We start from the raw sequence: 13,706 nt of genomic DNA, 5'->3' as shown, positions 1-13,706 counted from the left end.
GGAACTGATTAACTGCCATGACTGAAGGCCACCGTAAATAAAGAAGATGCTTTGTTGAGTTTTTCTTGAACGGAGTTATCAACACTTAGGACTCCGTTATCGGTTATGGCACCAATAAATTTTTGCATGGGTGTATTGCGTTCAGTCGCCTGAAAATCAAAGTTGAGAGATTGATCCGATTGCCGAGTTTTAATGGCATGGATAAAGGCGTACTCTGCATCCCGGTTAAGTACCCGGCAGGACATAACCAAATGACTGATCCGACTGCCTTTTATCAGACAACTGATGACTTCGCCGTGACTGCCATGTTGATCAGTCAGTTCAGCCGTCCAAAGTTGTGCGCCGGATGCAAGCTCTGAGCGCAGTTGATCCTCGGTCAGCCTCAGTCCATTCAAATTGAACTGATTGGTTTTATTTATTAACTGAAGTGCACGTTGGTAATCATCGGATCCACGCTCTGAAATCTTCAGCGTCATGTTCAGCGACTTCAGGTATTTGGTCAGATCGCTGCCCTGAGCAGGTCGATGTATCTGACCTTTTAACCGGGTTTGATAAAGTCGGGTCCGATCGCTGTCTTCCTGCGTGTGGATGGATCTCGGAAAATGTTTCAGCAAGCACTGTAGCAGGCGGCTCAAATCGGCCGCATTCGCTTTAAAGTGCAATATCTCCACATCGGGCAACGCCTGTCGGACCTCTTCCAGTTCAACTGGATTGTCATCGACAAATACAAAGCTGCTGGTCGGTAAATCGAGTTGTTCGGACAAAGCGAGAATTTGTGCTGACTTTGCCTCGTAGCTGGCGGTGATCGTTACCATATCTGTTTTGTTAAGACTCATGCCGCCTTGCACAAAGGGCAACTCGGCGAGATCAGGGTCATTTTTGCTCACCGCTGCGATCAGGGCGCCCGAAGCCTTCAGCTGTTTGAGCAGAGACTGATAAAGGTAATGCGGGTAGCCCCGGTCGTGATTCTGGTAAGCGATGCCTTCAGGGCCATCTTCTCCGATAACGCCCGCCCAAAGTGTGTTGTCTAAATCCGTGACAATCAGCTTTTTTCCTGCAAGCCGGAACTCGTCATCGGCGCGAATGTAGTGATCGATGGCGTCCCCAATTTGATGACCGTTGAGCAGCTGGCCGGTTTGTAGATACAGGTCAATGTCCGCAGCGGAACATAGGGCTTTGGGACATTTGGCGCTGTTAAGTGCCTGATGAATAGCTGCGTGAATAGGCAGTTCATCTTCGGGTTGGCTGAAGAGAGGGCGAACCGGCGCATCAACATACAACAGGCCTTCAGGATGGCATGACAGGATCGCTGCGGCATTGTCCTCTACCGTCGATAAAATAGAATCAAGTGAGTCTAGCCCCTGATCGTAGCCCATTCGCCAATCCCACTTTGGGAAAAAATCCCAGGGTGCTAAAAGCAACAGCGTCTTGTTATCGCTTAACCCGGTGCTGCGGGCGTGTTGCTGAAGAGATCCGAATGGCAGGTGTGAAACCTGAGCGCGAACACCCTGGCGGGCATAGAACGCTTGAATATACAGGTTCCAGGCTTCACTCTGAAAAGAGGAGGCAATCAACACGGACGTAGTGTCTGCGGTTTCCTTCAACCCTTTTAGAGTTCGAACCGCCTCCAAATACTTCATGATCTGACCTCAGACCTGGCCGTGCACGTACTGCACGCATTCGTCGAATGACTGCAGTTTTGATGCAGAATCGATGTCGATGACCAGATCGAACTCGCCTTCAATGGCCGCGATGAGATTGACCTGAGCCATAGAATCCCATTGCTCGATATCGGTCTGTTTCAACTGCGGTAACTGTTCTGACGCGACTTGAGGGAACAGACTTTCGAAAATCTCTAATAGGATCGATTCAATATCGGATTTGGTCATATCGCTTCCTTACGAGTGGGTTTAAGGGTGAACAGTTTTCCGGATAGGGTTTTAAGAGCCGGTGTTATATTTCGGTCAATGATGATGACAAAAATATAGGCAATGGCTAATGACAGTACGATTGCCAGAATGACACTGGCGTGGCTCCCAATCATGGGGGCGACTCGGTCGATCAGGTAGCGGCCAAACTGATGATGTGTCAGATACAGTGGATAAGTCATCGCACCAAGTAAAATCAGGGTTGGATGGCTGGACAAGGTTACCCGACCGCTGGAAAAGAGCGCGAACGCAGCAAATAGACCGGTGATGATGAGATCGCCGGTAATGATCATCGAAATCGAGGCCTCTCCCGCGTTATACAGAGCAACCTGTTGTGGCAAGCTGTACAGGCACAATAAAAAAGCTCCGCAAAGCATCACTAAAGACCAATAGTCCCAGCGCTGTTTATAGTGAGTACAGAACAAAATTCCGGCAATAAAGTATCCCGCATACTGGGCATCAAACAGATAGGCGTAAAAAAATGGTTGACCGGTGAGCACGTATGCCCAACTCATCACTAGCCACAGAGTGAGCCAGAACCGCCATGCTTTAATTTGGTTTGCCAGCAGCAGAAAGAACACCAGAAAATAAAAATGAAGTTCAACTACGAGCGTCCAATAGACTGGATCAAGATGCCCGACACCCAGATAAGGTTGAATCATCGTCAGGTTTAAGATGATGTCTTTTAACGGCAAACTAAAGTTGGTGCCCAGAAATCCATAAAGCACGGCCAGGGTAAACAGAATAGAGAGCCAGTAGGTAGGGTACAAACGGATCGCCCGGTTCACTGCAAAGTTAACGGCCGAGCGTGAAGACGCCGAGGCGAAAATGATAAAGCCGCTGATCATAAAAAACAGGTTTACGCCCAGAAAACCAAATCGGGTGGCCTCGGTTAAAGTTGGGAACAGGCTGTTGGTTGCAATTAAGTTATAACGATCAGCGTGCATGGTATTGCCGACGCCACTCGCCGTGAAGTGATAGAGCAGGACCATCATGGCGGCAATAAACCGGAACAAATCCAACTCTGCATATCGGTGCCGCAGAAAGGTAGGCTGGTTATTGAACAAATAGATGTAAGCACGGGTTGTCATGGGCTGACCTCCGCTTGCTGCAGGCTGCTGACGAGTGCCTCGACCAGCAGCGGTCTTGTCGATCGTTTCGAAAAGGTGTGGTTCGCTTTAGGTATCGTCAGCCCTTTGACCGGGAATCTCGCAAACACGGACGAGGGTTTCATTTGGCTGGCATCGTTTAGCAACCCCCAGCCGGGATCATATTCTGCAATAATCAGGCTGGTCTCAATACCACGTTGTTTCAGTACTGCTAAGTCCCGTGTAAATTGATTGGCTGGGACCGGGGCGACCAATCGCTTCAGCGCGCCAATCGAAGCGCCGGCTTTTTTAATGCCGAAGCGAAATGCAAACTTGGCGATGTAGCTGTAGTCTACTTTGCCGGAAAACAGTTTTTTCCAGGCGGCACCGCTGCGCAGGGTGCGCGCGTAATAATGCGAATCAACCGTCACCTGTTGTTCCGTCGGTGTGGCCAGTGACATTCCTTCGTGCCAGTAAAAAGTCAGTGGATTAATCAGAATCAATTGACTTAACTTCGGATGACCGGCGACGCCACTGTGGAACGCGTGATGGGCGCCGGAACAAATACCCGCCAGAGAAATGTGCTGTGCCCATTCATGCTCAGAAAGATCGGTTAACAGCGCATTGCAATATTCAGTTGCGCGATGGGGATAGCAATGATTTTCCTGTTCAGTTTCAATGTTCGCGCTGTCACCCAGGTTTTTAATATCGACTCGAAGGGTGCGGATGCCATGCGTTGCTAAGGTGCGACAAAGCTCGACGTATAAACGGTTAGGGCCGGTATGCGGACCACTGCCCGAGTTTAAAAACACCAACACATTGTTATGCTGGCATTCAGAAGGTTCGCAGAGAATGCCAAACTGGCCGATGCTGTCCTGATAGCAGGATTCAGTCCACTCCGTTTCCTCAATAGCCCGATCGGGGGCCGGTAGGTTTACCGGCGCCATGTGTGCTGGCCAATCAAGTAACGGGCCTAAAACCTGACCGAATAACCCGTCAGGAATATCAGAGTATTGTGGTTCGGCTAGCAAACCATCGAGGCCGGTAGCCGAATCAACTTCGAGTGAGGGTAAGTTGCCGAAAGCTGACTTCAGCCGATCGGGTTGACTCAGAATGATTTGACCGCTGGCCTGCCCGGAAGCAAATTGGGTATCACTGGACTTTATCCAATCGAGTAATGCTTGAGTGTAGGTGTAACCGCCCGACTCAACGCCTATGGAGTCACCGCTGTCAGACGCGCCGATGCGTGCAGAAACACTGATTTCCCGGACGTACCGCTTGGGGGATAAAACCGGTTCAATTAGCAGGTAATGGTCTGCTTGAATCATCGACGCTAGGTTGGCGCCAAACCGTAAACCGCCAACGATCAGGGGACGATCCTGACGATAGTGCTGAATCAGTTGTTGGATGTCAGATAGCCAGGAGACGTGACAAGCCGGATCTGCCAGGTCGCCGGTTGAGTCACCATGGCCAGGGAGGTCAAAGCGGATGACATCAAAGCCGTTACGCTGACATTCATCCGCCAGTAAACGATAAAACCGATGACTGTGGAAAGCTTCATGGCCGAGTGGCGGGATCAGTACGACCAACGCTCGAGCGGACTCTTCCGATTCCAGGTACCAGTGAAACAGCCGGTTGGCATCGGTAGCAAACCACCCAGGCAGTTGCCGTTCATTCATGGTCAGCTCCAGGAATGTTCAGCCGGGATCGAAACGCCAGGTTTAAACCACTGACAACGATGTTGAGATCGCCCTGAACCGGTCCCTCCAATCGGAAACAGGCTGGGATGCCGGGCAGCAGCGTCTGATAGTTATTCCAAACCCTATGCTTACGAACTTGGACATCGGCAAAGCTGACCACCTGGTTGGCCGTAATGTTCAGTTCGCTATGGCCGTCTCGGACATTCAGATGACCCTCCAACGTCAGACTTTCTGGATTAAAATGTGTTGGCAGATTCAGGCCTGAAGGAAAGGCTGCATCTGTGACGGTTTCGCCGTCAAACTCCAGAGCCACGGCAATCACATCAAAGGATTGCGCGCCAAATCGATACCTATTTGTGGAATCGATGAATCGGTTGAACAGCTGATTGAGCGACATGACCTGGTTCGATTGAGGGGCTAATGTTAACGTCAGTGATTCGGCCATCTGAGTATTTCGACCGGAATGCAAACACATGACGGTCAAGTTTGCGCAGACCGATTCCCGGCGCTCATTGATCAGGCTGACGGCCATCCCGTTAAGCCCCTGATTGAGCAAGCCGACATGTAACGGCTGCAGTTGCCTCGCCAGAATGTGAGCGGCTGGTTTAGGCTGACCGTCACTGTCGATAATCCCCCAGCCAGCGCCCGGTTTTAAATCATTCAGCCACCAACTGATCGCGCCAGAGCAAGCCGAAGTACTGGAGCGCCAATAATTATAGGCGCGGGTCATCATGTAACCCGTCAGTACACGGCTGTACTGGTGGTAACGTTCCAGATCGCGTGCGCGTAAGTCTGCGACATTGACTTGAAAGTATTCACCCAGATAGTGATCCCGGATGTCTTCAAAATCCCAACCGGTCGCAGCATCCCGTGACACGCCGTTTTTCCATTTTGGTAAATGCGGTGCCGGGTTGGGCGATTGGAAATGGTGTTTACAGAACGTTTCTTCGGGGACATGTGACAGGCCCAGGCATTCCGAAGCAAACTTCACATCGGCCAGGACCAGATCGGATTCTGGTTGCAGATAAGCTCCATAGCCAAAATAGTGACTAAACCCCTGGTCCGTCTGAAAGGGCACAATGCCGCCAAATGGTGAGGATGGAACATAAGGGATGGCCGAAGCCAATGAGGCCACCTGTTCAGGTAAATGCTGATGGAACAGTGAATGCGCCAACTGATCCAGAGCTGCGCCCGCCATAGCGCCCTGTTGTTCCACCTCACTGTTCCCACAAAAAGTCAGTAGGCTGACGTGTCCGCTTAACCGCTGTACCTGGTAAGCGGTCTCAGTCATGACATTGTCGAGAAACTCCGCATCATTTGGGTAGTCAAAGTTGGCGAAACTGAAATCTTGCCAGACCAAAAGCCCAAGCTCGTCACAGATATCGTAGAATGTCTCGACTTCATAGGGCATTGGACCACTGATGCGTATGACGTTAAAACCTATGTGACGCGCCTGTTCTAACACTTGCCGTGTTTTGGCTTCATTAAATCCGTGTTCAGGATAGTCTGAACTCGTCCAACAGGCACCACGCAAAAACGTCGGTTCTTGGTTAATGTGAAACGTTGGTGACTGTAGGGATGACAGTTCTACCGACTTAAACCCCAATGTTTTGGTGATCGTTAAGGTACCGGCGGACGTGACTATCTCGATGTCCAGTAGATGGCGGATGGGTTTGCCATGGGTGTGAGGCCACCAGGGCGCTAATGGACCTAGGGATATTGTGGTGGTCACGGTATCGGATAGATTTTCCTGAGCTAAAACCTGTCCTTGGTGGCGCACGGTTACCTGTTTAACGGCCAGCTCCGCCACCAGGCTTGCCACTTTTAACTGGGCTTCATTGTTTCGGAACTCCGGAACGATTGAGACCCTGTGGCAAAGATTGGTTTCTGCTATGACAACCGGGTTGTCCAATACGCCAATCGCAATGCCGTCATTGGCCCAGCCGGGAATAGCACCGAGCAATCCCGTGCGTAAAGACCGGAGATTGTTGTTAGCCAGCGCGGTCTTCCATGTTGGTCTCGGTTGTCGCTGTGCCAGGAAGGCATCAATGGCATTAAAGACCAGGCGAATATGGTACTGGCCCGATTCGGAGTCCGGCAAAGCAAATCGATGCGGGTGGAAGGCATTGTTAGCAGAACCCAGAACAACATCGTTGCAGTGCACCTGACACAGAGGTGACAACCGTGGAAATTCCACAGTGACCGGGGCCGGCAGCGTCAGGCGGGTTTCGTAATGCCAGATGAGTGCCTGATGATCCTGGCGATCGGGAAACAGCTTGTTCACCGGCGCGGCATAGTCTGCTTCGATCTGACAGACGCCCTGATCGATGTCAGGCGTAAAACCAGTAATGAACCAGGTTTGTATCGGTGTCTGCTGGTCGTTCACAGCGCCGCCACCTGCGTTTTAATCGAGTCGATCGCCTGCTGCCAGAGTTCAGCCATGACCTGCAGAGGTCTCAGATCAATATCACGGTTGCGGGCCACTGCACGTGCCAGTTGAAACTGCAGCGTTTTAGCTCCCTGGCTGATGTCTAGGAAGTTCTGTTCGGCCAGGCTGAAGTCTTTCGAGGTCTTCTCGGTCAGCCATTTCAAATAGGTTGCGCTCAGCTCGTAACAGGCACCAAACTGACGTAAGGTGGCAAACGAGTACTGATGAAAATGCTCCAACCCCTTGGCTTTGATATCTGGTAATTGTTTCTCAAACTGCACCGCAAAAGACGAGAACGGGTTGCTGGCCGGCAGGTAACGAAGTTGTCGACGCAAAGCATCAATCGATCGTTCAACCAGAGCCGCGTTGGCTTCCTCTGCCGTTCGATGGCATTTCACCAGTTCAATATAGGGCGGTAACATGCGCTCGTGTACGAGGCCTTCTGTTTGCAGAACCAAATCAAAATCGTCACCGTCGAGTTCGTAATACGACTGGCCATGAAAGTAGCCCAGACGTTTTTGCTGACGGTCAATGAAGTTCACCGCAACGGTCGATTTAACATGCTCATGTCGGTAAGTGGTCCCCTGTGTATCCGGCAGATAACATGAGTCCAGTTCAACCAGAACCGGCCGCCCGAGCGAGACTTGAGTTTCAATATGTTCTGCCAGATTGTTCCAGGGGTTCAATTCCTGAAGCTCCAGGCCGTACAGGTCAAAAAGATCGAACGGCGGGAACTTGAAAAATGTCCATTGATCGCCTTCGTAGCTGATGGACAACGTAAACGGCAATGCTGCGATGGGCTCAAATCCTAACGCGTGAATCAGTTCCAGAACCACATCGACGTAGCAGTTGGTTTCGGCCCAGATGCGATCTGCGCCGTGAATGGCATGCGGCCTATAGGCCTGAACGTCCAATGTTCTTACACTTGGCATAACAAAATCCGTTTCGTTATTTCGAGTTGTTAGCTTTCCCGGATGGCAACCTGCATCGTCGCGTTGTGTCCGCGGATACGATCATTGTTGACCATTAATGCAGCGCCATAGGCATCACGAAGCTCGCGGCAGAGACTGTACTTACCATCATTTCGATAACCGCCAATGCCTACGATTAACATGGCTCGGCTGATGATATCTACGATCATTTCTGAGCATCGGGTTTTGACATTGTTGACCTGAATGGAAAATCCGTATTTTTCCGCCCGGAACAGATTACCGCTGTCGAGAATATCCTGATATTCCTCAAGAGCGCTGAACAGGCCGCCTTTCATGCTGAACATGACTTCGTCGAGTTCAGCGAGTCGTGTTGCGGTAATCTGAGGCAGCTCATTGGAACGGCGCATCATATCGCGGACCGATTGACGGGCTTTGTTAACCGCACCCTGAGCCAGCCCAGTCCACAACGAACCCCAGGTCAGATGGGATACCGGATGCATGGAGTGGGCGAGAATCTGCGAGAACGGCATTGGCTGAATCTGATCTTTATGTCCGGTGCCTTTGATGACAAACCCTGAGCTGCAGGTCCCACGAAAACCCATGGTGTCCCAGCCGCTGATGGGTTCAAGTTCGTACTGTCCTTTATTGAGGACAACCTGAACCTGATCACTGGCCGGCGCTTCGGCGTTGGTGCGGCAGGTGACCAGAATGGCATCGGCATTCAGGGCATAGGAAATGACCGGCGCTTTCTTCTCGAGAGTGAAGTTGCCATCGTCGGCAACATCGACGTGACAGATGCTTGAGCGTAAATCGCCACCCACACCGATTTCTGTTGTGGCGGATGCCAGCAACAGCTGTTCGCTATGAATCCGAGCCATGAACTGTCGGAAATACTCGCTGCCGCCAGCGTGGTGAACAATACAGGCCACCTGGATTTGATGCATGGCGAAAATCATCGCCGTCGATCCACAATAGGAACCCAGAATTCGACACAGCTCGCAGATCTGACTAATGCTCAGGCCGTCGCCACCAAACTCTTGTGGAATGTAAGTAGACAGCAGCTGATGTTCGCGAAAAGCCGCAAAGGCTTCTTCCGGAAACCGAGCGTCTTGGTCAACCAGTATTGCCGCCGGTGCGACAACATCGGTGCCCAGTTTGTGAAGGGTGGCTTTAATATCTTCAAAGGTTCGTTGTGCGAGCGCTTCCATGTGCGTGTCCTTATGTCTCAGTCCTGGAGTTCGTCGATAGCCTCGGCGAGTGATGTGATGCTTTCAAACGTTTGTCGTGACAGCATGTTGTCGTCGAATTCGATGTCGAACTCGTCTTCGATAGAGAGCATCAGGTTGACAGTTGTCAGCGAAGTTAACCCCAGAGAGTAAAGGTCGTCATTGTCGCTGATGTCGGAAATATCTTTGGAGAGCTTGACGGTTTGCGCAACGATAGCGCGGATTCGATCCATTGACATGTTTCTATTCCCTTAGAAGTCAGGTCGGTAATACCAAATTGTGAACTCATTCTAATTCTTATTTAAACTATTTCCAATTGTTTCGCTGCAAAAAGACGATGGTCGAAGTTTGGTGTCGAACATTTTTACAGTCTTGCTTTTGACTACCGTGATTTCAATCACTGACCGAACGGCGCCTTCAGCGTCGGCGTCCAGTTTTCACAGCGACGAAGACTGAGATACTGCTGTTTTTGTTCTGCACGTCCGTTCATAACCTGCTCGTATCGATTGGCCAGTTGCCAGCTCTGGTGCAGGCGACGCAAACCAGCCAGTTCACGTGTTGCCTTTATCCACTGTTCGGAAAGCTCAGCAGATCGAGTTTCATAGTCGTAAAGTTGAGATAGGTCGGGGTGGTTTAACAACCACCGTCGAACCTCGTCACCGCGTGTGCCCAGTAACTGCCGTGCCGCGGGTGACGCCGGCGCGGCTAGTTGTGGCCAGGACAGCAGCAAGTCGTTGTGGATCTTTCTTCGTAAAAGTACCGCCCCGTCCATATTGTCGTACTCTACACGCGCAGCCTGCGCCTGAGCTTCTGTGGCTGCGGTCAGTTTTTGATTAAGTTCACGGAAATAATCTGCCGTGCCGATGGCGGCTTCCATTGGCGTTGATAGCCGTTGAACAAGACGGTAGTACGGGTTGCTTGCGATATACCGGGGCTGAAGAGACCACTGTTCATACCAGTGTTCTGAATCGAGCAGATAGGCTTCACTGGATGACAATGGTAAATCCATGCGGTCCTGCATCGTGCTGATAACCGTTAGGTGGGCTTCGTACAGCGAAAGTTGTTGATCGTTGTTTAAATCAAAACTCAGGTTCGTCGTTGCTGATCGTGAGACTTGCTGCATCAGGTCCAGCCCATACTCCTGATAAGTCTGAGATTGCACGGCAGCCGTGCATTCCTCGGTAAGATCCCAACGTGGCACTGAGGTAAAGCCACACATAGGTGCAGCCCCGTGAGCGTCCGGTTGCAAACTCATGGTTAGCGCAGCGTCATGGAAACTTCCGGAGTAGCAATGAGATGCAATGAAGCGTGTTACCGAAGCCGTGCTGTTCGAGGTAAGTTGATGGAGCTCGTTGGTCGTAAAGCGGTCATCGTGCCATAGGCGAAGCGCATTATTTTGTGCTCTTGCGGATTTTTGCCCATGCCCGCTGAAAATCAGTAACGCCGATTGCATGTCAGCCGTTGGTTGAAGCGCTTCGTTCAAGGCCGTCAGCACATTTGCTTTGGTTGCTGGTTGAATCGAGCCGAGTTGGGTTGGCCGGAAAGTGCCCGGACGCAGATCATCTGGGTACAGCACCAGGCCCAAAGGATCCGATTGGCGGGTGACCCATCGGGTGTCGTCGTTTCGGATGGCGTATGATGATTCTGTACCGTCAGCAAACAGCGCTGTGACACGTTCAATACTCAGTTGTTGCGCCGCCTCTTGATAGCCTGAAAAGGTGCGCTCCAGGGCGGCTTCATTTGCCAGTGGTTCGTGACCGCCTCCGATGATGACTGCTGTGTTTTGTGCGTGTGCCAGGCTCATTAAACAGGACGCTAACAGTAAGAGTCGATTCATTTCAGAACCCTCTTGCTGGCCATAACAAAAAAAGCGAAGGCGATGAGCCAGGCGGCAGCAAAAGTCACAGGAGGACGCAATACGAGTATTGGTAACAAGGCATACAGCAAGGCCAACCAATGAGGGTTTTTGATGCGCTTGGTCAGCACGATGTGAATCAGCAATCCAGGCAACATCAGCGCATAGCCAGACGCCATTAGCAGCATCAACGACTCAGCAAGCGTTCGGCGAGAGCCGAATAGCCATTGGTAATGCAGGGTATTAAGACCCAGAATCACATCGGGTAGGAGCGTCAGCCCGGTGTACAGGGCGATCGTGATGGCCCCGATGAACAGATGAGGTAGAAACGTTCGGATGAACACGGCGAATCCCTGCCTGAATAGCTTTTTTCAATGGTCGAAGACGTGTCTTAATTTTCTCAAAACCATAATTACCATACCCGAACAGGGATTTGCGATACAAGCACAACTCGTAAACAGGACGGCGATCAGGATGCCAGCGATCGGCCCAGCCAGGACCTGTGGTTAGGTTGACGGTGTCCAATGGTTGGGTTTGCGCCCACTCCAGTGCTTTCCAGAGGTGCTGACTGCCTACGCCGAAAGCTGCAAAATCTTCGTGATAGGTGATTTTTAACAGAGAAAAACAGCGACCATACCGGAGTCCGAGTTGGGCTGAGATGGCAACGTCACCGATTTTCATGATGCTGACCCAAGCCCGGTCCGACAATCCGTAAGACGACAGCAGTGACTCATAAAACGTTCTCGCCTGTTCATCACTCACTAAGCCGGTACGGCTGTTCAGTTGCTTCCAGCTGTGCTGGTTCACGCTGAGATAATCGTTTAAATCACCAGCGCACAGCGTGGGTTCGCCATACTGATCCGTTAACCGACGATGCAGGCGCGTAAGATTTCTTTTCAGTTTTTTTGGTGGGTTTAAGCCTTCATCACCGTCATTCCGAAAATAGGCATTGGTACCACTCTGCTCCCGATGACTGGGCCACTTTACAAGAGCGATCATGGTTAACCAGGCGCTGTTCTCTGGCAGGTTACTCAGCTTAAGCGTGCGCCACTGTGGTGCATGACGGGTGAGTTCCTGCACGAGTACTGTAAACAGTTCGGGGGTGCAGTGGTTTGGGTCGAGTAACATGTCTGCCAAAGGCGTTTCGTTGCAGGCCGGGCCGCGAAGCGACTTCGTTTGAGTGAGGTCTAATGGGACAACAGCGATTAGCGTCGTACCAAAGCGGATGGTCAGATACTGTATGTTCCTTGACAGGTAGACAGACAGTGCATGATGCCAATACCAATCATGATGCAACGATGCATCAATGCACCTGGTGCTTAATTCGCACCACTCTTGCTTGATATCCATAAGGGCACTGCCGGTACACACTAATCCGGTGTGATAGACGGTCTGCTTCATAGGCAATCCTGAGTCTGATTCCATTCTGACGGATTGAAACAGATGTCATGGTAAGCGCTTTTCAGCAAACAGGATTGATCGGTATCAAACCTTACCGGTAACGAGTTCTCGGCCGCGTTCGATCCAGGAGCAACATTTGATGAACTCATCGAGATCATCGGTTGGCATGCTGAACCGCGGTAGGCGATAGCGATGGCTGGTTGACAGTTCGGCTCGAACGTACCCAGGGTCCGTCGATACTGCGCCGAGCAATCCGGCCTGCTGCACAATGGTTTGTTCGCGCTCGGAAAAGTCGATGCCTTCTCGACCTGTCGGGTAGCAGAAGACTGGTAAGGGGTTTGTCATTTCCTGCCGAACCCGGTTCCAGCCGTCGACGATTTCCCGGGTTGCGTCCTCTATCGACAATCGAGACAGGATCACATGATTGATGCCGTGTGGGGCGATATCAATCAGGTCGGATTCGAGATTCCGCAACGTTCTCCAGTCGGTTGCTGAAAAGGCCGGAGGGGCTGTATCGGGAATCGGTGAGCTAAGCGTTCGGGCAACATCACTGACGCCTTGCAAGGCCCCGCTTGGGTGAAGGTCTTTTAGGGCGCTGCGAACTTTGCGTAAAGCCGTGCGTCGGTTTTCATGAGAGTCCAGCAGGATCGGCTCGCAATCAAAACCAAAAGGGCGAATATCAAAATGCTGTGCTGACGCCTGATGAATGACATGATCGAGTTTAAAATCCCAGGACCAACCCTGATTGTCGATCAGGTCGGTTGCAACGAACAGGGTGATGGGTACCTGCCGTTCTGCAAACATCGGTAAGATGCTGTCGGCCTGATCCTTAAAACCATCGTCGACGGTAAACACCACGGCGTTAGGTGGCAACGGTGATTGATCAATGAGGGCCGACATTAAAGAGCGCAAGGAGATCGGGTGATAACCGTGTGTCTCGATATAGTCCAGAGCACCGTTCAGAACATCACGCTGGTGTCCTCGGATACCGGTGTCGGAGTTTGCAAGTCGGTGTAGCATAAACACTGGCACACATGGCTTCCTTACGGATGCCATAAGCGCAGAAGCGGGTCGACTGCCTAATGTCCTTATGGCCAGGCTGCTGAGTGTTTTCCTTAACATCTTCATCGCTGGGTCGAATTTAGAGT

General features: G+C 51.4%; 12 protein-coding genes. All 12 read right to left on the bottom strand.

Going from position 1 to position 13,706, the window contains the following annotated elements; all coding sequences use genetic code 11:
- Positions 1-8: 8 nt before the first annotated feature.
- Positions 9-1,640 (bottom strand): HAD-IIIC family phosphatase, encoded by a 1,632-nt coding sequence (locus tag MED297_RS10210; RefSeq protein WP_040556966.1) that lies wholly within the window; start codon positions 1,638-1,640, stop codon positions 9-11.
- A 9-nt stretch (positions 1,641-1,649) separates the two neighbouring features.
- Positions 1,650-1,889 (bottom strand): acyl carrier protein, encoded by a 240-nt coding sequence (locus tag MED297_RS10205; RefSeq protein ID WP_008044638.1) that lies wholly within the window; start codon positions 1,887-1,889, stop codon positions 1,650-1,652.
- Complete coding sequence (locus tag MED297_RS21280) at positions 1,886-3,019, bottom strand: acyltransferase family protein (protein WP_008044637.1); 1,134 nt, start codon at positions 3,017-3,019, stop codon at positions 1,886-1,888. The genes MED297_RS10205 and MED297_RS21280 overlap by 4 nt, the downstream gene beginning before the upstream one ends.
- Positions 3,016-4,695 carry an alpha/beta hydrolase gene (locus MED297_RS10195; RefSeq protein WP_008044635.1) on the bottom strand — a complete coding sequence of 560 codons (1,680 nt, stop codon included), beginning with the start codon at positions 4,693-4,695 and terminating at the stop codon, positions 3,016-3,018. The genes MED297_RS21280 and MED297_RS10195 overlap by 4 nt, the downstream gene beginning before the upstream one ends.
- Positions 4,688-7,102, bottom strand: coding sequence for a glycoside hydrolase family 2 protein (locus MED297_RS10190; RefSeq protein WP_008044633.1), 2,415 nt, complete (start codon positions 7,100-7,102; stop codon positions 4,688-4,690). The genes MED297_RS10195 and MED297_RS10190 overlap by 8 nt, the downstream gene beginning before the upstream one ends.
- Positions 7,099-8,076 (bottom strand): DUF1839 family protein, encoded by a 978-nt coding sequence (locus MED297_RS10185; protein ID WP_040556964.1) that lies wholly within the window; start codon positions 8,074-8,076, stop codon positions 7,099-7,101. The genes MED297_RS10190 and MED297_RS10185 overlap by 4 nt, the downstream gene beginning before the upstream one ends.
- 29 nt (positions 8,077-8,105) lie before the next feature.
- Positions 8,106-9,284, bottom strand: a complete 1,179-nt coding sequence (locus tag MED297_RS10180; protein ID WP_008044629.1) for an acyl-CoA dehydrogenase family protein — start codon at positions 9,282-9,284, stop codon at positions 8,106-8,108.
- A 17-nt stretch (positions 9,285-9,301) separates the two neighbouring features.
- On the bottom strand, positions 9,302-9,541 hold the full coding sequence (locus MED297_RS10175) for an acyl carrier protein (protein ID WP_154650903.1): 240 nt from the start codon (positions 9,539-9,541) through the stop codon (positions 9,302-9,304).
- Positions 9,542-9,699: 158 nt separating this feature from the next.
- Positions 9,700-11,139 carry a hypothetical protein gene (locus MED297_RS10170; RefSeq protein ID WP_008044626.1) on the bottom strand — a complete coding sequence of 480 codons (1,440 nt, stop codon included), beginning with the start codon at positions 11,137-11,139 and terminating at the stop codon, positions 9,700-9,702.
- The gene (locus MED297_RS10165) at positions 11,136-11,417 is read right to left on the bottom strand and encodes a hypothetical protein (protein WP_154650902.1); all 282 of its coding nucleotides are present in this window, start codon (positions 11,415-11,417) and stop codon (positions 11,136-11,138) included. The genes MED297_RS10170 and MED297_RS10165 overlap by 4 nt, the downstream gene beginning before the upstream one ends.
- The gene (locus MED297_RS10160; RefSeq protein ID WP_008044622.1) at positions 11,401-12,558 is read right to left on the bottom strand and encodes a GNAT family N-acetyltransferase; all 1,158 of its coding nucleotides are present in this window, start codon (positions 12,556-12,558) and stop codon (positions 11,401-11,403) included. The genes MED297_RS10165 and MED297_RS10160 overlap by 17 nt, the downstream gene beginning before the upstream one ends.
- A gap of 84 nt (positions 12,559-12,642) precedes the next feature.
- Positions 12,643-13,590, bottom strand: a complete 948-nt coding sequence (locus tag MED297_RS10155) for a polysaccharide deacetylase family protein (RefSeq protein WP_161599294.1) — start codon at positions 13,588-13,590, stop codon at positions 12,643-12,645.
- Positions 13,591-13,706: the final 116 nt, after the last annotated feature.

The organism is Reinekea blandensis MED297 (genome assembly GCF_000153185.1).
In the GTDB taxonomy this organism is placed as follows: domain Bacteria; phylum Pseudomonadota; class Gammaproteobacteria; order Pseudomonadales; family Natronospirillaceae; genus Reinekea; species Reinekea blandensis.
This window is presented reverse-complemented; position numbering and strand designations above follow the sequence as displayed.